The organism is Alphaproteobacteria bacterium LSUCC0684 (genome assembly GCA_041228335.1).
Lineage (GTDB): Bacteria > Pseudomonadota > Alphaproteobacteria > Puniceispirillales > UBA1172.
The window spans coordinates 1,920,225-1,939,495 of sequence record CP166130.1 but is presented as its reverse complement, the minus strand read 5'-3'; the positions used below and the strand labels follow the sequence as shown (position 1 = coordinate 1,939,495).

The window sequence follows — 19,271 nt, the reverse complement described above, 5'->3', positions numbered from 1 at the left end:
ATGACAAAGGATCTCAAAGCCACGGTATTTCTGCCGAAGACTGATTTTCCCATGCGTGCCGGCCTGCCCAGGAAAGAGCCGGAAATCCAGGCCATGTGGGATGAGATCGGATTCTTTGATAAACTCAGGCAGAAACGTCAGGGATGCCCCAAGTTCATCCTTCATGACGGCCCGCCCTATGCCAACGGCAATCTTCATATCGGCCATGCGCTCAACAAGATCCTGAAGGATCTGATCAACCGGTTTCAATCCGCCATCGGCAAGGATGCCAATTACGTCCCGGGGTGGGATTGCCACGGCCTGCCCATCGAATGGAAGATCGAGGAAAGCTATCGCAAGAAAGGCCTTGATAAGGATGAGGTGCCCATCGTCGAATTCCGCAAGGAATGCCGCGATTTCGCCGCCCATTGGCTCAATATCCAGTCCGAGGAATTCCAGCGACTGGGGGTGATGGGCAACTGGGCTGATCCCTATACGACCATGGCGCATTCTTCCGAAGCCGTCATTGCCCGCGAGATCGGCAAGTTTCTGATGAACGGCTCGCTTTTCCGCGGCTCCAAGCCGGTGATGTGGTCGGCGGTGGAGAAAACCGCGCTGGCCGAAGCTGAAATCGAATATTTTGACCGTACTTCGACGACGATTTTTGCCCGCTTCCCGGTGAAGACCGCAGGGCATGCTCTTCTTGAGGGGGCCAGCATTGTCATCTGGACGACCACCCCCTGGACGATGCCGGGCAACCGCGCCACCGCCTATGGTGAGGATATCGCCTACGGCGTTTATCGCGTCACCGGCATTGCCGACGGGTCTCTTGCAAGGGAAGGTGAGCGTCTTGTCTTGGCCGATGCGCTCAAGGACAGCCTGATGGATGAATGCGGGATCACCAGCCTTGAACATGAAGGCAGCGTGCCGCCTGCCGCTTTTGCGGAAACGGTGCTCATGCATCCGCTCCATGGCGAGGGCTATACCCATGAGGTGCCGATGCTGGCCGCGGATTACGTCACCACCGATCAGGGAACAGGGATTGTCCATATCGCGCCGGGCCATGGCGCCGAAGACTACCTGCTCGGCATTGCCAATGGCGTGCCGGTGCCGGAAACAGTCGGGGCAGATGGCCGGATCATGGAGCATCTGCCGCTATTTGCCGGCATGTCGGCGCTCAAGGATAATGAAGCCATCGCCGATATTCTGGCGGAAAAGGGCGGGCTGGTCGGGCGCGGCAAGATCACCCATTCCTACCCCCATTCCTGGCGGAGTCACGCGCCGCTGATTTTCCGCAATACGCCGCAATGGTTCATTTCGATGGAAAGCCACGGGTTGCGTGATACGGCGCTCAAAGCTCTTTCCGAAACCGTTTTCTACCCGCCGGCGGGGCAGAGCCGGCTGACCAGCATGATTGCCGGCCGTCCGGACTGGTGCATCAGCCGCCAGCGTGCCTGGGGCGTGCCTATTCCTGTCTTTGTCCATAAGGCCAGCGGTGAGCCGCTGCGTGATCAGGGCGTCATTGACCGGGTGGCTGAAGCCTTTGAACTGGAAGGCGCCGATGCCTGGTTCAGCAGCCCGCCTGAGCGTTTCCTCGGCCCGGATCATGATCCGGCCGAATACGAGCAGGTGACCGATATCGTCGATGTCTGGTTCGACAGCGGCTCAACCCACGCGTTTCTCCTCGAAGGCAACGAGGATATGTCCTGGCCCGCGGATATGTATCTCGAAGGCTCGGACCAGCATCGCGGCTGGTTCCATTCCTCGCTGCTCGAATCCTGCGGAACCCGCGGCCGGGCGCCGTATAACAGCGTGCTGACACATGGCTTTGTTCTCGATGAGCAGGGCAGGAAAATGTCCAAATCCCTTGGCAACACCGTCACCCCGCAGGAGGTGATCAAGGAGAACGGGGCCGATATCCTGCGCATCTGGGTGGCCAATTCCGATTATTACGATGATCTCCGGATCGGGAAGGAAATCCTGCAGCGGCAGGTGGATCATTACCGCCGTCTGCGCAACACTTTCCGCTATATTCTGGGCAGCCTTGACGGGTTCACCGAAGCCGAGCGGGTTGAACCCGAAGCCATGCCTGAACTGGAACGCTGGGTGCTCGATCGTCTTTATCAGACCGACAAGACCATCCGCAAGGCAATCGAAGGCCATGACTACCATCAGGTATTCACCACCCTGCATCATTTCTGCAATACCGATCTGTCGGCTTTCTATTTCGATATCCGCAAGGACATGCTCTATTGCGATGCAGATGACAGTATCGAGCGCCGGTCCTGTCGCACGGTCATGGACCATCTGTTCCATTGCCTGGTGCCGTGGCTGGCCCCGATCCTGTGTTTCACGGCGGAAGAAGCCTGGCAGACGCGATATGGCGACCCTGAAAGATCAGTCCATTTCGAGATCTGGCCCGTTCTGCCCGATAGCTGGGCAAGCCCGGATCTGGCCGAACGCTGGTCCCGGATCAGGGCCGCCCGTCTGGTGGTGACCGGCGCGATTGAAAAGATGCGCGCGGCAGGGGAAGTGAAATCCTCGCTCCAGGCCCATCCAAGGCTTTATGCTCCGGCTGAAATCATCGAGGCGTTTGCCGGGCTTGATGCGGCGGATATCTTCATCACTTCGGCGGCGGAACTGGTGGCAGGCCCGCCACCTCTGGAAGCTTTCCTTGCCGAAGATGATGCCCTGATCGGGGTGGTTGTCGATCTTGCCGAAGGTGAAAAATGCCAGCGCTGCTGGAAGATCCTGCCCGAAGTGCCGGCCGAAGAGGATGGACTTTGCGGCCGTTGCGCGGATGTTATCGACACCATGGATGCGGCCTGATGCCGGAACGGGGCGGAAGCCTTGCCCGGCTTTTTGTGCCGGTGGCGGCGATTGTCCTTGTTGATGTGCTGACCAAACAGCTTGCGCTCAATCACCTTTTCTTCCCGCCCCGAAGCATCGAGGTTCTGCCTTTCCTCAATCTGGTGCCGGTATGGAATCCGGGGATCAGTTTCGGCATGCTTCAGCATGAAGGCGGGTTCGTGCCTGTTCTGCTGGCGGCTTTCGCCTTTGCGATCGGGATCGGGCTGCCGTTTTACGCGCGGAACTGGGAGCGCCTTGCACGTCTCGGTGCCCAAGGGATGGCAGGAGGTGCTTTCGGAAATGCTCTTGATCGGGTATTCTATGGAAAAGTTGTCGATTTTATTGATCTTTATGCTGGCCAATGGCACTGGCCAGCCTTTAATGTAGCGGATATGGCTATCACCGGCGGGGCTGGGTTGATCCTGCTGGCAAGCCTGCTGGAAAGACGGCGCGATCATACCGGCACCAATGCCGGTGACGGGGCCAGCGAAGGAGATGGTAAGGAATGAAAATGCCACATGGATTCCTCGTTATGCCAGTGCTTGGTGCAAGCCTGATGCTGGCGGGATGCACAAGCTTTGATGAAGCGATCGGCAAGGCCAAGAAGTCACCGGATGAATTTCAGGTTGTCGTTCGCCCGCCGCTGACCCTGCCGCCCAATTTCAATCTTCGTCCCGGCGATGAAGAGATCGAAACCGCGGGCCCCGCCACCAATGATGCGGTGAGCCAGACCGACAAGATCTTCACCAGCACCGCCCGGGCAGATGCCTCTTCGTTTGATGCGCTCTTCGGTACCGACGGGGTGGATCCCGATATCCGGGAGAAGATCGATGAGGAAACCCTCGGCGTTCAGCTTGATCGCCGCCTGCCGATACAGATTCTCTTCGGTGGCCAGCCCAATGTCGGGCCCAATCTTTCGGCCGCCCAGGAAGCGGAGCGTATCCGCAAGGCCATCGAGGCAGGGGAATCGGTAACCGCCACGCCGACGCCTGCGGTTGATCCGGTGGAAAAGACCCCGATTGCCATTGAGTAGGTGATGGAATCCCTGATCCGATTGCTGCCTGACACGATCGTCAACCAGATAGCCGCCGGTGAGGTGGTCGAACGTCCGGCAAGCGCGGTCAAGGAACTGGTCGAAAATGCCATCGATGCCGGGGCCAGCCGGATTGAGATCCATCTGCGCAATGGCGGGCTCGACGGGGTCAGTGTTGACGATAACGGCATGGGGATGGATCAGGAGGCGCTCAGCCTGGCGGTGCAGCGCCATGCCACGTCCAAACTGCCTGAAGATGATATTGCCAAGATCGCGTTCTTCGGTTTCCGGGGGGAGGCGCTGCCATCGATCGGCTCGGTGAGCACCATGACGCTGATCAGCCGTGCCACTGCCAGTGATCAGGGATGGATGATCACCGTGGATAACGGCACGGTGCAACGCCCGGAGCCGGCCTCGCGATCCGCCGGAACACGGGTTGAAATCCGCCATCTCTTTGCCGCCGTGCCGGCGCGGCTCAAGTTTCTCAAATCCGCCCGCGCCGAAGGGGCGCATTGCGCCGATATGATCAAGCGGCTGGGCATGGCGCATCCGGGTATTGCTTTTATGCTGCTTGAATCCGGCCGCACGGTGCTTGACCTGCCCGCCCGGACCAATCTTGATCCGGCCGAAGCCTCCCGGCTGCGCATGCGTGATATCATGGGGGCGGTTTTCGCCGATGAAGCGGTGCGTATCGATGCCAGGCGGGATGAGGTGAGGCTCCAAGGTTTTGCCGGTCTGCCGACGTTCAACCGCCCCACCACGGCGGCGATGCATCTTTTCGTCAACGGGCGTCCGGTCCGGGATCGCCAGTGGCTGGGGGCGGTGCGCGCCGCCTATGGAGATACCCTGCCCCGGGGCAGGCATCCGGCGGTGGTGCTTTTTCTTGATCTGCCGCCGGGTGATGTGGATGTCAACGTGCATCCGGCCAAGAGCGAGGTTCGCTTTCGTGATGCCGGGCATATTCGCGGGCTTGTCATCGGGGCGCTTCAGGCGGCGCTTGCCGGGGCAAGCCAGCAGGCGACGGCGGCGGGTGGCGGCGAGATGCTCGAACGTCTCCGCGCCGGGACCACGCGGCCGTTTCCATCCTGGGGAGGCGGAGGGGCGCGATCTGGCGGGTCGGCCGGATCATGGCAATCCTGGAATCCCGCGAGAGCGGAGAGTTCCGGCCAGACTTCAGGGCTTGCCGAAGGCATGCAGGCCATGCCCGGTGCTCGCCCGCCCGCGGTTCCAGATGCAGGTGATGAACATCTCACAGATCAAGGGAAATACCCGCTTGGCGCTGCCCGGGCCCAGATTCACAAGACCTATATCGTGGCGGAAACCGGCGACGGGATTGTGCTGGTCGATCAGCACGCCGCCCATGAAAGACTGGTGCTGGAAAAGATGAAAACAGCACGGGCCGAGGAAGGAATTGCCCGCCAGATTCTGCTCCTGCCTGAAGTGGTGGAACCGGGCCGGGCGGAAGCCGCCTTGATCCTTGATCATCAGGAGATGCTGGCTGATCTCGGCCTGGTGGTGGAAGCCTTTGGTGATGGCGCGGTGCTGGTTCGTGAAGTGCCGGCCCTCCTGGGGGAGGGCAGCGCCAGCGCCATGCTCCTTGATATCGCCGAAGAACTCGCGGAACTCGGCAGCAGCACCATCCTTGAAGAGAAGATCAACCATGTGCTTGCCACCATGTCCTGTTATGGCTCGGTGCGGGCGGGACGTGTTCTCACGGCAGATGAAATGAACGCCCTGCTCCGGGAAATGGAAATCACGCCACGTTCAGGCCAGTGCAATCACGGCCGGCCGACGTGGATTTCCCTCAGCCTTGGTGAGATTGAGACGCTGTTCCGCCGCCGCTAGATCTCTAGCCGTCATAGCGGGCGATGGTGCAGGCGGATTTCCCCCATTTCCGGGTTTCAAGCAGGCTTATCCTTGCGGGCAGATCCGGCGGGGAGCGATGATCATGCTCAATGCTGATCAGGGCCGCAGGCGCAACCAGTCCGAGCTGGATGAAATTTTCAAGCGCCAGCCTCGCCAGATCCGGATCATCCGGGGTTTTTCGCCAGGGGGGGTCAAGAAACAGAAGCCCGGCAGGCGCGGCGGGCCAGGCCAGTTTCCGCGTCGCATCCCGGGGGAGGACAAAGGTCGCGTCGTTCGTGTTGCATTTCTCGATATTGCGCCGCAATGCTGCCAGCGCTTCGGTGTTGTTCTCAACGAACATGACCTGCCTTGCGCCACGGGACCAGGCTTCAAGCCCCATGGTGCCGGCGCCGGCAAAGATATCCGCGACCACGGGAACATCAAGGGGTTTGCCGAAGCGTCCGCCGAGAAGGGTGTTGAAAAGACCTTCACGCACGCGATCCGCCGTCGGCCGGACCGCCCCGCCTTCAGGTGCCGCGAGGATGGCGCCGCGGCGCTTTCCGCTGATGATCCGCATTGCTGCGATCTCCTCTTTGGGGGTTTCCGGGCTTGTTCCGTCTTGAACCGGGCCCTGATCCGGATGATGATCCGGCAGATGACCGCCCCGGTGCTTTTGCCGGTGATCCTTTATCTGGTCTGGAAGGGGAGTTTTTTTCAGCTTCGGTGATGCGCGGCAGGCCGAGCTGATCCCGGAGTATCGCCGGACGCACCTCTTCAAGGCTGCCTTCTTCGAGCGTGTTGAGCGTGAACGGCCCGTAGGAAATCCGAATGAGGCGGCTGACACTGTATCCCAGATGGTCCATGATGCGCCGGATTTCCCTGTTCTTGCCTTCCTTGAGCGCGATGGTCAGCCAGGCATTGCTCGCGGCCTGCCGGTCCAGCTGGGCCAGTACCCCGCGATAGGACACCCCGTCAATCGTGATCCCGTCCCTGAGGGCGGCAAGCTTTGTGCTGTCAACCTGCCCCCGGACCCGGACCCGGTATTTCCGTGTCCATCCGGTATCGGGCAATTCAAGATGGCGGGCAAGATCGCCGTTATTGGTCAGAAGGATCAGGCCTTCGGAATCAAGATCAAGCCGCCCGATGCTGATGAGCCGGGGCAGATGATCCGGCAGATGTTCAAAAATAGTCTTCCGCCCCTGTTCGTCCCGGTGGCTGACAATCAGCCCGCGTGGTTTGTAATATCGCCACAGACGCGGCGTGTCGGGAGGATTGATCGGGGTGCCGTCAACACGGATTTCATCATCGGCCGTGACGTTCAACGCCGGCGACAGTTGCTGCCTGCCATTGACTTCAACCCTGCCGGCGGCGATCCAGCTTTCTGCATCCCGGCGTGAGCAAAGCCCGGCGGCGGCCATCGCCTTGGCCAGCCGTTGCGGGCCGGCATCTTCGCTTCCGAACAGACGCGCCAGTAAAGACGGGACCGGTGTGCGCGGGGATCGGGCAGATTTGCCGGATGTTCTGGTCTTTGGCTTGCGGCCGCGTGAAATATTCTCGCTCATCATGATATCCTTGCCTTGACCACAGCCCTTTGACCATAGTTCCCCGACATAGCCCCCCCGACCATAGCCCAGGTTGAAAAAATATGCGATGATCTTTGTTCTCGAAAGGGGCCTTTCATGACCGGCAGCCAGTATCAGAACAACGCCATGGCCACCGCGCTTGACCTCGCGCGTCAGGCTGCATTGAGCGGTGAAGTGCCGGTGGCGGCGGTGATCACCGCAACGGATGGGGCCATTCTTGCCGCCGAGGCAAACCGTGTCGAACGTGACAAGGACCCGACCGCCCATGCCGAGATTCTCGCCATCCGGGCTGCGGCTCATGCCCTGGGTTCAACGCGGCTGGCTGAATGTGATCTCTGGGTGACGCTCGAACCCTGCCCGATGTGCGCCGGGGCAATCGCCCAGGCCAGACTCCGGCGTCTCTATTACGGCGCCGATGATCCGAAATCCGGCGGTGTTGCCCATGGGCCCCGTGTTTTCAGCCATCCCACCTGTCATCATGAACCGGAGATCTATGGCGGCATCAAGGCAGAGGATTCTGCCCGGCTCTTGCGTGAATTTTTCAGGGCGCGCCGCTAGCCTGCGGCGATGTCGCGGCGATACATGACCCTGTCCCAGGTGATCTGGCCGAGCCGGTCATAGGCGTTCTGTCTTGCTTCTGCCGCATCCCCGCCAAGCCCTGTTACCGCCAGCACCCGTCCACCTGTTGCGATGATCTGGCCTTCCTCATCTCTATCGGTGCCGGCATGAAAGACCATGGTATTTGCCATCTCGGCCTCAAGACCATGGATCACGGCGCCCTTGTCGGTATGGCCGGGATAGCCGCCATTGGCCATGATCACGGTCACCGCCACCTTGTCTTCAAAGCGGAGATCGGCATGCCTCAGGCCGGCTTCCATGGCCGTCAGCATGGCCGACAGCAGATCAGATTTGAGCCGCGGCAGTATCACTTCGGCTTCGGGATCACCGAAACGGCAATTGAATTCGATGACTTGCGGGCCTTTATCCGTCAGCATCAGCCCGGCATAGAGAAAGCCGCGATAGGGCCTGCCTTCGGCTTCCATGCCCCGGACCACCGGCAGGACGATCTTCTCCCACGCTTCCTGCTGCAGGGCAGGGGTCAGTCTGGGGGCAGGTGAAATCGCCCCCATCCCGCCGGTATTGGGCCCCTTGTCGCCGTCATAAGCGCGTTTGTAATCCTGGGCGCTGCCGAGAAAAACCGCATCATGCCCATCGACAAGGGCAAAGAGGGAAGCTTCGGTGCCGGCAATACGCTCTTCGATGAGGATGGCGCTTCCGGCATCGCCAAAACCCGCATCATCGAGCATCATCCGCACGGCATCCTCGGCCTCTTTCAGGGTATCAGCCACCACGACGCCCTTGCCCGCGGCAAGGCCATCGGCCTTGATCACGACCCCCTGGTCCGGACAGGTCTCCTGCAGATGGGCGAGGGCGGCGGCGCTGTCCGTGAACCGGGCAAATCGTGGCTGGGGGATGTTGTGGCGGGCGCAGAATTCCCGTGAAAAGGCTTTTGAGCCTTCTAGTTTTGCGGCCTCGGCGCTTGGCCCGAATGTCGGGATCCCGGCCGTGTTGAGCGTATCGGCGAGACCCGCCACCAGGGGCGCTTCGGGGCCGATGACCACGAGATCGACGGCTTCGGCACGGGCAAAGGAGATGATGGCCTCAGGATCATCTGCCTTGAGATCCGGCCGTTCAGCCATGGAAATCATCCCCGGATTGCCCGGGGCAACACTGATCCGGCTGGTGAGGGGGGAACGGTCGATCGCATCCACCAGCGCATGTTCACGTCCGCCAGAACCGATAACAAGCACATGCATAATTTTCACTTTCCTGTCGTTTACCCTGGGCCTGTCGTTGACCTTGGGCTGGAATTGCCTATTCTTCATATCATGCAGGACGATGCGCTTCCACCCACACCGGACAATCAGGCCGTTTTTTCGCTGAGCGAGCTTTCCCGGTCTCTCAAGCAGACGATCGAGAGTGTCTTTGACCATGTTCGTGTGCGGGCAGAAATATCACGTCCCACAAGGGCGGCCTCTGGTCATGTCTATTTCACCCTCAAGGACGATACCGCAACCCTTGATGCGGTCTGCTGGAAAACCATGGCAGGACGGCTCAGGGTCGAGCCTGAAGAAGGGCTTGAAGTGATTGTGACGGGCAAACTCACCACCTATCCCGGGCGCTCGAAATACCAGATCATCGTTCAGGATATCGAGCTTGCCGGGGAAGGGGCCCTGCTCAAGCAGCTTGAAGAACGCCGCCGGCGTCTCGCCGCCGAAGGGCTGTTCGATGACGGGCTGAAAAAACCCGTGCCGTCCCTGCCCGGGGTGATCGGGGTGGTCACCAGCCCGACCGGGGCGGTGATTCGCGATATTCTGCATCGTCTGGAAGAGAGGTTTCCGGTGCGGGTGCTGGTCTGGCCGGTGCTGGTGCAGGGCCAGCGTGCTGAAGAGGAAATCACCGCCGCCATCAACGGGTTTGACGCGCTCATCGATACACCGCGGGCTGATATTCCCCTGCCGGATCTGCTGATTGTCGCAAGGGGAGGCGGGTCGCTTGAGGATCTCATGGCATTTAACGCCGAAAGTGTTGTCCGTGCCGTTGCCGCCTGCCGCCTGCCGGTGATTTCCGCGGTCGGGCATGAAACCGACACAACCCTGATAGATTTTGCCGCCGACAGGCGGGCTCCGACGCCGACGGCGGCGGCCGAAATGGCAACCCCGGTGGCATCCGAACTCCGCGCCCGCCTGAGCGACAGCGAAGCACGCCTTTACCGCTCCATGGGGCAGATCATCGAACGTGCGCGTGAACGGACGCAAAGCCTAAATCGCGCGCTTGGTGATCCGGATATGCTTTTGTCAACGAAAAGCCAGCAGCTTGACCTTGCGCTGGCGGCGCTTGACCGGACCATGATGGCGCAGCTTGCCGATCGCAAGGCCGCGCTTGACCGTCTCGGCGAAAGGCTCATCTCGCCTGAACGTCTGCTTGCTTCGGCGGCAGACCGGCTGGCGCGGCTTGATGACCGGTCCATCGATGCCATGGGGCGGCGGCTCACCTCTCTTCAGGCGCGGTTGACGAATATGGCGGAACGCCTGCCGGCTCCGGCGGTGCAGATTGCGGCGGCAAATACAAGGCTTGATCTTGCTGCCCAGAAAATCGATACCCTGATCGCCAGCACCCTGAGCCGTGCCGAATCACGTCTTGGCCAGGCCAGCCGCCTGCTCGACGCGTCATCCTTCCAGAAAGTGCTTGATCGGGGATTTGCGCTGGTCACCGGCCCGGATGCCCAGGTCATGAAATCCTCAAGCCAGTATGAAGACGGAACGGAAGTTACGCTCCGGCTCGGGGATGGGCAACGTCAGGCGGTGCTGGGCGGCGATATCTCCGCCCCGTCTCCGGAAGGTGACCTCGGGAAAAAACCGAAGCCGCGGCCGAAAGGCGGCAAGGATGATGGCGGCCAGCAGGATCTTTTCTAGCCGCCCGGGTTATTCCGTCATGTCCGGTGTTTCGCCCTTGCTGGCGGGCCAGCGGCGATGTGGCCACAGCCATTGATCCGGGCATTGCCTGATCCAGTTTTCTATCTCGGTATTGATGCGGGTGGCGATGGAGGCGACGTCATCGCCGGGCATGACCTCAAACGGGGAGACGATCACCCGGAACCGGCATCCGTTGCCGCGCACCACCCGGACAAGATAGATCGGTGCCTTTTCCTTGAGCGCGATCTTGACATGGGCCACCGGCGTCGAGGCTTTATGGCCGAAAAAATCAAGCATCATGCCTTCGCGGAGTTTCTGGTCCACCAGGATCGCGAAAAAGGCTTTCTGCCGGATGGTTGCGTTGATGCCGCGGGCCCCGGGGCGGCCTTTTTCATACATCCTGTGATAGACCGCGTTCCGTTGCCGGAGCAGGCGGGCCACCAGCGGGTTGTTGGTTGGCCTGAAAACCGCGCTCACCGGCAGGCCCAGTTTCATCGGCGGGGTGCCGACGAGCTCCCAGTTGGCGAGATGGGCACCGATCAGAAGCCCGCCCCTGTCCTTGTTGGCCTCGATATGCTCAAGCCCTTCATAGATGACGCGGGGTGAATGGATCAGATGATGGATATGGAAAAATTCCCCGACCACGCGGCCGAGATTGACCCACATCTTCCGGTTGATCTGGCGGCGTTCTTCCGCGGTCATCTCCGGCATGGCGTAGCTGAGGTTGAAAAGACTGCGCCAGGACCAGGATGAAACAGGCCCGAAAATACCGGCGATCGCGCCGCCTAATGCCGAGGCAACCTGCGCCGGCAGCAACCGTATCACCCCGGCAAGGGTGTAGACAAAAACCGCCTCGATGGGCCAGCCAATCCATTGCCGAAATCGTTTGATCAGATCATGACGCATGATGTTGTTCTAGCGGCGCGGCAGCAGCTTGTCTATCAGTTGCGGATCAGGCCGTGTTTCAAGGCGGACAGAGCGGATGTTCTGCCGGGCCGGTGGCGGCAGCCGCATGAAATCCTTTTCCGTGGTTGCCAATATGCCCCCGTGCTCTTTCGCCAAGGCTTTGAGACGGGTGATGTCATCGTCAGGGAAAGGATGGTGATCGGGAAAGCTTCGGGTTGCCGCAAGCTCAATGCCAGCCGCGGCAAGCATGTCAAAAAACCCGTCGGGATCGCCGATGCCGGCAAAGGCGATAACCTTGCGGCCCGTAAGCGCGGCGCAATCCCCGGCGCATAAGGAACGGGTGATGGTGAATAAGGGAAGATCAGGGGCAATTTCGCGGATTCTGCCGATAAGTCCGGTTTCATCCGGGCCGGTCATGGCGACGGCATCGACGCGGGCAAGCCCGGCGCGCAGCGTCTCGCGCAACGGACCTGCCGGGATGATCTGCCCGTTCCCGACCCCGAGACTGCCCTTGAAGACAAGCACGGCGGCGCGGGGCCTGATCGAGGGGTTCTGAAGACCGTCATCCATCAGGATCAGATCACCGAGGGCCTGATCTTCGATCAGCCTTGCGCCTGCGGTGCGGTCACGGGCAATAACAACAGGCGCGAGTTCACTCAGCATCCGTGCCTCATCCCCGATCTCGGTGGCGGTGTGGCGTCGGCCCGCAAGCACCGGCCCGATGAGAGTTCCGCCATGCCCGCGGGTCAGGATGACCGGCCGGTATCGACGTTTGCGGGCCGCAACGGCAAGAGCTGCCACGAGGGGGGTTTTGCCGGTGCCGCCTGCGGTAATATTTCCAATGGCAATCACCGGCAGCGGGGAGGTGTAGGGATGTCTTCCGGCGCGCCGCAACAACGAGGCTGCCCGGAAGAGGAGGGCCGCGGGCATGAAAAAGAAGCTCACCAGCCGGGCCGCCAAGTCCCCGCGATACCAGAAGAAAGGTGTTTTCGGCATCATTCGTCCCCCTTCCGGACAAGTTGGAGGATTTGCCCCGCCAGTTCATCGGCCTTTCCCGCCACCATACGGTAGGCGTTTACAGCCCCTTTATTGAGGCTGGACCGGCGGGTTGCCGATGAGGTGAGGTCGGTAATAGCGGCGGCGATATCCTTTGCCGTATCCGCAAAGATCACGCCGCCACGGTCTTTGAGAAGACGGAAGGCAGCGGTGTTCTTGAACACATGCGTCCCGCTGATCACGCCTTTGCCGAGGGCTGCCGCCTCCATCGGGTTATGCCCGCCAAGCCGGGCAAAGGCGCCGCCCAGCACGATCACGTCGGCTGCCCGGAACAATCCTCCCATCTCGCCCATCTGGTCGGCGATCCAGAAGCGGTGATCACGTTCAGGCCAGCGCTGCTGTGAGCGAAGATTTGCCGCCTCGCCCCGGGCAGTGATCTCGGCATGGATGGCTTTGGCGCGGTCAATATGACGAGGCGCAATAATGCCGAGAAACTGATCTGGCCCGCCAAGCCTTTCCATGACCTCAAGAAAGAGGGTTTCCTCACCTTCATGACTGGATGCAAGCAGGATGATCTGTCGTCCGTCAGCGCATCTGTTGAGCGCATCCTGAAGGAGAGGGATATCCGGCAGCGGCCCGGCGGCGGTTTTCATCGATCCCATGACCTGCACCCGCTGCGGCGGATTTTCAAGGGATGAAAACTTGCTTGCATGATGCGGATCGACGGCAAAAACCGTATGAATTTTCGGGAAAATCACCCGCGCAAGCCGTCGCCCCGCCCCCGACCACAGACGGAAGGATCTGGCGGAAAGCTGGGCCGAGGCGAGCAGAACAGGAATACCGGCATTGTCGGTTTCGACAATCAGCGAAGGCCAGATTTCGGTTTCAAGGATAATGGCAATGTCAGGACGCCAATGGCGCAGAAACCGCCGGACCCAATGGGGCACATCAAGCGGAATATATTGATGGATGACCTGCGCCTCCATGCCCATCTGGTGGAGTCTTTCCTCAACCATTTCAGCCGAGGTAACCGTCCCTGAGGTGATGAGGATCATGGCGTCCGGCCTTGCTTTCAGCACGGCCCGGGCAAGGGCAAGGGAGGAGACGGTTTCACCGACGCTGGCGCCATGGAGCCAGAGCAAAACCCCGTCGGGGCGCGGCTGCGAAGCTTTGCCAAACCGTTCCTGAAGCCGCGATTTATCTTCCTTGCCCTTGAGGGACCGCAGCCACAGATAGATCGGCAGCAGCGGGCTGATCAGCGTCACCAGAAAGCGATAGCCATGAAGGGCAATTGCATTCATCCACGTTTTTCCTTGCTGATACCATAGCGGTGTTCCGCATCATCCCGGGGGTGCCCGAAATGGGCATCGGCGCTTGCCGTGATGTCGTTGAGCCTGTTTTCAAGATCGAGTCTGGCATCCTCAAGCCTGGCGGGTGATGCGTCTTCCGGCAGGCGGAATGCCTCCCCCCAGCATTGCACGCCGGAACTGAAAGCTCCGGGGATCGCCAGCCTGTCCCAGGTGTCGAGCCGCCGCATCCGCCGGGTGGACCAGGCGACAGGGATGATCGGCGCCCCGCTTGCATGGGCAAGGGTGATGGCACCGGCGGCAGCTTCCCGGGCCGGACCGCGTGGGCCATCCGGGGTGATGCCGACATGTTTTCCCGAAGCCAGCCGCCGCCGCATCTCCCGGTAGCCGGTGATCGCCCCCTTGCTGCGTGAGCCCCAGATCGTCTCAATGCCGAGGCCTGAAACCGTGCCGGAGATCAGCTGGCCGTCGTTCGAGGCTGAGATGATATAGGCGGTGGGAAAGCGGTGGCCAAGCATCGACGGAATGGCCAGAAGCCGGCAATGCCAGTTGACGATGATCGCCGCCTCGCCGGAGGTTTCAAGGAAAGCAAGCCCGCCCTGATCAATCTTCTGCCAGCGGATGGTTTTCAGCAGCATCCCAAGCGCAAGACCACTGACGCGGGACGTTGTTCTGATACCCTGGGGGCTTTTCAACCATGATGCCATCAGCGAACCTGCTCGACCAAAACAGGGCGTAATCTGCCCGGATCAGGCAAACCTAGCACGAATTCCCCCAAAGCTTGAAAAGAATTGCCGCCTTCGGCCGCATGAGATAGAAAAACAGAAATACGAGTGATTTTTCAATCTATTTGTTGCTGAGATGGATAATTTGCTCCATGCATGTTCAGGCTTTTATCATATGTTTCAAAGAGAACAGCGACCGCCGCAACCTGTTGAAAGAGAGGTTTCTTGGCATAGGCTTTGATCCTGTCTTCATTGACGCCGTGCGGGGATCAACCTTAAGCGACGCCGAAAAATCACCCTTTCTGAATTCCGGGCGTCAATATATCACCGCCTCGATGATGCAGGATAATGCGATGGGATGTACGCTCAGCCATTTCAAGGCATGGGAAGCGCTTCTGGCCGGTGATGCGCCCTTCGCGTTCATTTTCGAAGATGATGCCGGGCCGATACAAGACGATATCATGCCTCGCATTAGGGGGGTGGTGGAGATGGCCGATCAGCTCGATGTGGTCATCCTCTCAAACCGGCGCGAAAACCTCAAACGTGTCAAGGTGAAGGATATGGCCGGGGATGCGGGATTGTATGCCATGCGGTATAACGATTTTGGTCTGGAAAGCTATTTTATCACGAAAGAAGCCGCCCGGACTTTTCTTGATCATCCCCACCGCTTCAGCACGGAAGTGGATTTCCTGATACATCACTGGTGGCACCATGACCGTCAGGTCCTTCACCTCCTGCCGCCTCTTTTTGCCGAAGATGGAAGGACCTCAACCATCGGATATTCAAATGTCCCCCTCTGGCCCGATGACCGGATCCGGCACCGGATCTCCCGACGTTTCATCCGGGCCAGCGACTCGATGCGAAAGCGACTTTGCTTCCCGGGTTATGTCTCCCGCATCAAGGCGCGGCTGGCTCATGGAGGAAGCGCATGAACACATGACCAAAGAATAGTCCCCCTCAGGGTAAAAATGGAATAGGGTATCTATCACGTCTGATCAGGTTTAATTCAGTTTTTGCAGTTTTTGATGCGTTTGTTTCAAGTATCACATTGGTTTTCGTTGCTGTTTGCGCCCGCCCGTCTTTTTTTCAGGCGATCTTCCGCAGGTCAATCACCCCGTCTTCTTATCCTTCAGCCCATGGTGGGGATTGGTGACATGGTCTGGCACAAGCCCTGGCTTGATGCCGCCATCACCCGCCTTCCCGGGAAAGTGATGCTGATGGCCAAACCGTCATCGCAGGCTGGAATGGTGCTGGCGGAACATGCGGGGCTTGAGATTTTTCCGCTGCTCCGGTCCGAACGTGGCCGCAAAGGCCGGCATGATGGCGTGATCGGGTTTTTCCGGCTGGTGCTGGCCTTGCGGTCAACCCGGGCCGATGCCGTCTGGATTCTGCACCGCAGCTGGCGTTATGGCGCCGCGGCCTGGCTTGCCGGAATCCCCGAACGGTCCGGGTATGGTCTGGGCAAGCAGCGCTGGTTTCTCAATAAGGGTGAGGGCCTTGACGACTCGTTTCGGGGCGCACATCCCCGGGCGTCGGCGTCGGCATTTTTTGCTGAACAAGGCATGGTGCTGACAGATACGCATCCCCGGATCGTCCCTGTCGATGCCGCCATCGCCCGGGCTTCCCGGATTCTTGAAGGGGCGGGGCCGCTGATCATTTTCGGCGTTGGCGCGGCGGATGCCCCCCGCCGCTGGTCGCCGCTTCATTTCGCCGCCCTTCTGGACAAGCTTGCCCGGCGATATCCCGGCTACAGTTTTGCGCTCTGCGGCAGTCCGGCCGAAGCCGGTATCGGCGATGAAATTTGCGCCGCGTTATCTTCCGCAACCCCTTCACCCATGATGGTTTTTGACCAGAAGATTGACACGGTGATTGCGCTCCATGCTGCCGCGAGGCTCTATGTCGGCAATGATACCAGCCTGATCAATATCGCTGCCGCCGCGGGGACGCCCGCGGTGCGGATCTTTGCCAGTACGCTTTCGGTGCTGGACTCGCCGCTGATCCGGACGGTTCTTCCGGCGGATAGAGCGAGGCTTGATATCCCCGGCAGTATCAATGACATTCTGCCCGATGAGGTCATGCCCGAAATCGCGCATGTGCTTGAGGCATCTGCACCTCACATGTCTGCTCGATTGTCGAAATCCAAAAAACGGCGTAAAACAGACGCATGACGATTGCATCGCATCAAGCCGCCGCCACGGGCCCCGTTCTCTCGCGCTTGTGGCGTGACTGGGTACGTCCCCACTTAAAGGCGCTTGTGGTGGCGCTCATCCTTATGGCGGTGGTGTCGGCGACGGCTTCGGCCTATCCGGCGCTGATCCGCCATGTGTTTGACGGGCTCGGCGCTGCCGATCCCGACCTGATCTGGCAGATCCCTCCCCTGATCATCGCGATTACCCTCATCAAAGGGCTGGCGATGTATTTTCAGGTCCGGCAGGTGACGAGACTTGCGCTCCGGATCACCACATCGATCCAGAAAAAGATGGCCGCGCATCTGATCGGCGCTGACCTGGCCCTGATACAGGCGGCGCCTGTCGGGGAATATGTCAGCCGCGTGATGAACGATATTCTGGTCATCCGCGAAGCCCTGACGCGTCTGGCCAACAATCTTGTGCGCGATACGCTGATGATCGTGGCCATGATCGGCATGATGATCTGGTTTGACTGGCTGCTGACGGTGGTGGTGCTTCTTGTCTATCCGCTAGCCATGCAGCCGATCCTTTCCATCGGGCGTCGCCAGCGCAGGCAGACAGGGGCGCTGCAGGAACATATGGCGGATGTCACCGCGCTGATGAACGAAACCCTCCAGGGAAGCAGGATGGTGCGGGCCTATTCGCTGGAAGATCACGAAAAACGGCGGGTATCGATTGCCTTTGACGATCTCTTTGAGAAACTGTTTCAGCTGGCGCTCGGACGGGCGCGGATTGATCCTATTCTTGAAGTCCTGGGCGGCGTTGCCGTTGCGGGGGTGATCGCCCTTGCCGGCTGGCGCGTGGCCAATGGCGACATGCAGGTCGGTGATGTGGCCGGGTTCATCACGGCCCTCCTGATGCTGGTCCAGCCGATCCGCGGGCTGGGGACGCTGAACGCCGTGGTGCAGGAAGCCGTGGCCGCGGCCAGCCGTATTTTCGCACTGCTCGATATCACCCCGGCGATTGCCAGCCCGGCGCAAGCCCTGCCGCTGCCCGCCCCGAAGGGGGACGTTGTCTTTGACAGGGTTTCCTTCCGCTACGGCGATACCGTTGCCGTTGACGAGGTGAGTTTCACCGCCCGCCCCGGTGAGGTGGTGGCGCTGGTCGGGCCAAGCGGTGCCGGCAAGACAACCGTCATCAATCTCCTGCCCCGGTTTTATGATTGTTCAGCCGGTGAGATCACCATTGATGGCCAGCCTGTTTCGGCAACACGGCTTGAGGACGTGAGGGCTGCCATCGCGCTGGTCGGGCAGGATCAGGTCCTGTTCAATGACACGATCCGCAACAATATCCGCCTTGGTCGGCTGGATGCCGATGATGCGGCCGTGGAAGATGCCGCGAGGGCGGCGGCGGCCGATACCTTCATCCGCAACCAGCCCCAGGGGTATGATACGGTGGTGGGTGAGGGCGGCGGACGCCTTTCCGGCGGCCAGCGGCAACGCATTGCCATTGCCCGGGCCATCCTGAAGGATGCGCCGGTGCTGCTGCTGGATGAGGCGACAAGTGCCCTTGATGCCGAGGCAGAAAGCCAGATTCAGGAGGCGCTGGAGGGGCTGGCCCGGGGCCGGACAACCCTGGTGGTGGCGCATCGTCTTGCCACCGTCCAGAAAGCCGACCGGATTCTGGTCATGGAAAAGGGACGGATCGTGGAAACCGGAACCCATGCCGAACTCATCCGTCAGGATGGTCTTTACGCCCGGCTCTGCGCGCTCCAGCATTTCACGGAATAGCTACTCCCGCCTGAGCAGCTGATCAACAAGACGTTCGGCCCATGTCGAGGAATGGAAATTTGCTGCAATGGCCTCAGGATCAAGGTCATGTCTTGCCCAGTCAAGAAAAGAGGTGCCGCTGGCAGCGGCAGGTGCATAGGCCGCAACAAACGCATCGAGAAGCCCTGTCTTGGCCTGCCGGACATGCAGATATCTTAAGGACAGCATCTCCGCCGCCGTCGCGGGGTCAGCGTCTTCCATCAGCAAGAGATAGAGGGCGGACATGATCCCGGCACGATCAGCCCCGGATTTGCAATGCATCAGGATCGGGTATTCCACGGACTGAAACAGCTCACGCGCGGCCAGCACAGTTTCACGATCAGGCACGGCGCGGGACCGGATGGTGAAATCTACGAGCGTGATACCAGCGGCATCACAGGCCTCTTTTTCCAGCCGCCAGCCACCATCGCTGCGGGGCCCCCTGAGGTTGATGATGGTCTTTATTCCTTGCGCCGCCGCCACCTTTACCCGGCCGGGGGTGGGCTGATTGCTGCGCCATATGCCGGGGCGGAATTCATCAAGGTTATGCCACCACAGACGCAGAAACCCGTGATCTTTCAGCATCAGATCCAGCCAGTCCCTAAGACCGCGGCGTGGATGCTGGGCCGTCATT

The 19,271-nt window shown here is 60.3% G+C and carries 17 protein-coding genes; 9 read left to right on the top strand and 8 right to left on the bottom strand.

Translation table 11 applies throughout. The annotated features are described in order from the left end of the window. The 4 genes from ileS to mutL are packed head-to-tail and all read left to right on the top strand — an operon-like array spanning position 1 to position 5,707. A complete protein-coding gene (ileS, locus tag AB8880_09285) occupies positions 1-2,808 on the top strand; it encodes an isoleucine--tRNA ligase (GenBank protein ID XDZ65117.1) in 2,808 nt (935 codons plus the stop codon). Next, positions 2,808-3,338, top strand: coding sequence for a signal peptidase II (gene lspA / locus AB8880_09280; GenBank protein ID XDZ65116.1), 531 nt, complete (start codon positions 2,808-2,810; stop codon positions 3,336-3,338). The genes ileS and lspA overlap by 1 nt, the downstream gene beginning before the upstream one ends. Further along, entirely contained in the window at positions 3,335-3,862 is a 528-nt protein-coding gene (locus AB8880_09275; protein XDZ65115.1) for a DUF3035 domain-containing protein, read from the top strand. The genes lspA and AB8880_09275 overlap by 4 nt, the downstream gene beginning before the upstream one ends. Positions 3,863-3,865: 3 nt before the next feature. Further along, a complete protein-coding gene (gene mutL, locus AB8880_09270) occupies positions 3,866-5,707 on the top strand; it encodes a DNA mismatch repair endonuclease MutL (GenBank protein ID XDZ65114.1) in 1,842 nt (613 codons plus the stop codon). 4 nt (positions 5,708-5,711) lie between these two features. Here the strand turns inward: mutL and AB8880_09265 are convergent, their stop codons facing one another. Further along, a complete protein-coding gene (locus AB8880_09265; GenBank protein XDZ65113.1) occupies positions 5,712-6,284 on the bottom strand; it encodes an RsmD family RNA methyltransferase in 573 nt (190 codons plus the stop codon). Beyond that, a complete protein-coding gene (locus AB8880_09260; protein ID XDZ65112.1) occupies positions 6,235-7,272 on the bottom strand; it encodes a pseudouridine synthase in 1,038 nt (345 codons plus the stop codon). Before AB8880_09260 ends, AB8880_09265 begins: the two co-directional genes overlap by 50 nt. Before the next feature lie 114 nt (positions 7,273-7,386). On the opposite strand from AB8880_09260, the gene AB8880_09255 reads away from it, so the two are divergent. Further along, a complete protein-coding gene (locus AB8880_09255) occupies positions 7,387-7,848 on the top strand; it encodes a nucleoside deaminase (GenBank protein XDZ65111.1) in 462 nt (153 codons plus the stop codon). On the opposite strand, the gene purD is transcribed toward AB8880_09255, so the two are convergent. Then, complete coding sequence (gene purD, locus AB8880_09250; protein ID XDZ65110.1) at positions 7,845-9,107, bottom strand: phosphoribosylamine--glycine ligase; 1,263 nt, start codon at positions 9,105-9,107, stop codon at positions 7,845-7,847. The genes AB8880_09255 and purD overlap by 4 nt on opposite strands. A 54-nt stretch (positions 9,108-9,161) precedes the next feature. On the opposite strand from purD, the gene xseA reads away from it, so the two are divergent. Further along, the gene (xseA, locus tag AB8880_09245) at positions 9,162-10,766 is read left to right on the top strand and encodes an exodeoxyribonuclease VII large subunit (GenBank protein ID XDZ65109.1); all 1,605 of its coding nucleotides are present in this window, start codon (positions 9,162-9,164) and stop codon (positions 10,764-10,766) included. Between the two features lie 9 nt (positions 10,767-10,775). Here xseA and AB8880_09240 read toward each other — a convergent pair whose 3' ends face one another. From AB8880_09240 to AB8880_09225, 4 genes are read right to left on the bottom strand one after another with little or no spacing between them, the layout of a single operon-like run. Further along, positions 10,776-11,672, bottom strand: coding sequence for a lysophospholipid acyltransferase family protein (locus AB8880_09240; GenBank protein XDZ65108.1), 897 nt, complete (start codon positions 11,670-11,672; stop codon positions 10,776-10,778). A gap of 9 nt (positions 11,673-11,681) precedes the next feature. Continuing rightward, positions 11,682-12,671, bottom strand: a complete 990-nt coding sequence (lpxK, locus tag AB8880_09235; protein XDZ65107.1) for a tetraacyldisaccharide 4'-kinase — start codon at positions 12,669-12,671, stop codon at positions 11,682-11,684. Beyond that, a complete protein-coding gene (locus AB8880_09230; GenBank protein XDZ65106.1) occupies positions 12,668-13,969 on the bottom strand; it encodes a 3-deoxy-D-manno-octulosonic acid transferase in 1,302 nt (433 codons plus the stop codon). The genes lpxK and AB8880_09230 overlap by 4 nt, the downstream gene beginning before the upstream one ends. Continuing rightward, complete coding sequence (locus tag AB8880_09225) at positions 13,966-14,682, bottom strand: lysophospholipid acyltransferase family protein (protein XDZ65105.1); 717 nt, start codon at positions 14,680-14,682, stop codon at positions 13,966-13,968. The genes AB8880_09230 and AB8880_09225 overlap by 4 nt, the downstream gene beginning before the upstream one ends. A gap of 170 nt (positions 14,683-14,852) precedes the next feature. Between AB8880_09225 and AB8880_09220 the strand changes: the two genes are divergently transcribed. The 3 genes from AB8880_09220 to AB8880_09210 all read left to right on the top strand — a co-directional run bounded on the left by AB8880_09220 (position 14,853) and on the right by AB8880_09210 (position 18,619). After that, positions 14,853-15,632 (top strand): glycosyltransferase family 25 protein, encoded by a 780-nt coding sequence (locus tag AB8880_09220; protein ID XDZ65104.1) that lies wholly within the window; start codon positions 14,853-14,855, stop codon positions 15,630-15,632. Positions 15,633-15,854: 222 nt separating this feature from the next. Further along, a complete protein-coding gene (locus AB8880_09215; GenBank protein ID XDZ65103.1) occupies positions 15,855-16,868 on the top strand; it encodes a glycosyltransferase family 9 protein in 1,014 nt (337 codons plus the stop codon). Next, the gene (locus tag AB8880_09210) at positions 16,865-18,619 is read left to right on the top strand and encodes an ABC transporter ATP-binding protein (protein ID XDZ65102.1); all 1,755 of its coding nucleotides are present in this window, start codon (positions 16,865-16,867) and stop codon (positions 18,617-18,619) included. Before AB8880_09215 ends, AB8880_09210 begins: the two co-directional genes overlap by 4 nt. Here AB8880_09210 and AB8880_09205 read toward each other — a convergent pair whose 3' ends face one another. Beyond that, entirely contained in the window at positions 18,620-19,270 is a 651-nt protein-coding gene (locus tag AB8880_09205; protein XDZ65101.1) for a sulfur transferase domain-containing protein, read from the bottom strand. Position 19,271: the final 1 nt, after the last annotated feature.

What these genes read in the sequence shown, in the direction of transcription:
- AB8880_09260 (XDZ65112.1), bottom strand. Translation starts at nt 7,272, where the DNA reads ATGATGAGCGAGAATATTTCACGCGGCCGCAAGCCAAAGACCAGAACA.
- AB8880_09205 (XDZ65101.1), bottom strand. Translation starts at nt 19,270, where the DNA reads ATGACGGCCCAGCATCCACGCCGCGGTCTTAGGGACTGGCTGGATCTG.
- mutL (XDZ65114.1), top strand. Translation starts at nt 3,866, where the DNA reads ATGGAATCCCTGATCCGATTGCTGCCTGACACGATCGTCAACCAGATA.
- AB8880_09230 (XDZ65106.1), bottom strand. Translation starts at nt 13,969, where the DNA reads ATGAATGCAATTGCCCTTCATGGCTATCGCTTTCTGGTGACGCTGATC.
- AB8880_09220 (XDZ65104.1), top strand. Translation starts at nt 14,853, where the DNA reads ATGCATGTTCAGGCTTTTATCATATGTTTCAAAGAGAACAGCGACCGC.
- AB8880_09225 (XDZ65105.1), bottom strand. Translation starts at nt 14,682, where the DNA reads ATGGCATCATGGTTGAAAAGCCCCCAGGGTATCAGAACAACGTCCCGC.
- AB8880_09210 (XDZ65102.1), top strand. Translation starts at nt 16,865, where the DNA reads ATGACGATTGCATCGCATCAAGCCGCCGCCACGGGCCCCGTTCTCTCG.
- AB8880_09265 (XDZ65113.1), bottom strand. Translation starts at nt 6,284, where the DNA reads ATGCGGATCATCAGCGGAAAGCGCCGCGGCGCCATCCTCGCGGCACCT.
- purD (XDZ65110.1), bottom strand. Translation starts at nt 9,107, where the DNA reads ATGCATGTGCTTGTTATCGGTTCTGGCGGACGTGAACATGCGCTGGTG.
- AB8880_09275 (XDZ65115.1), top strand. Translation starts at nt 3,335, where the DNA reads ATGAAAATGCCACATGGATTCCTCGTTATGCCAGTGCTTGGTGCAAGC.
- AB8880_09215 (XDZ65103.1), top strand. Translation starts at nt 15,855, where the DNA reads ATGGTCTGGCACAAGCCCTGGCTTGATGCCGCCATCACCCGCCTTCCC.
- AB8880_09255 (XDZ65111.1), top strand. Translation starts at nt 7,387, where the DNA reads ATGACCGGCAGCCAGTATCAGAACAACGCCATGGCCACCGCGCTTGAC.
- lspA (XDZ65116.1), top strand. Translation starts at nt 2,808, where the DNA reads ATGCCGGAACGGGGCGGAAGCCTTGCCCGGCTTTTTGTGCCGGTGGCG.
- lpxK (XDZ65107.1), bottom strand. Translation starts at nt 12,671, where the DNA reads ATGATGCCGAAAACACCTTTCTTCTGGTATCGCGGGGACTTGGCGGCC.
- ileS (XDZ65117.1), top strand. Translation starts at nt 1, where the DNA reads ATGACAAAGGATCTCAAAGCCACGGTATTTCTGCCGAAGACTGATTTT.
- AB8880_09240 (XDZ65108.1), bottom strand. Translation starts at nt 11,672, where the DNA reads ATGCGTCATGATCTGATCAAACGATTTCGGCAATGGATTGGCTGGCCC.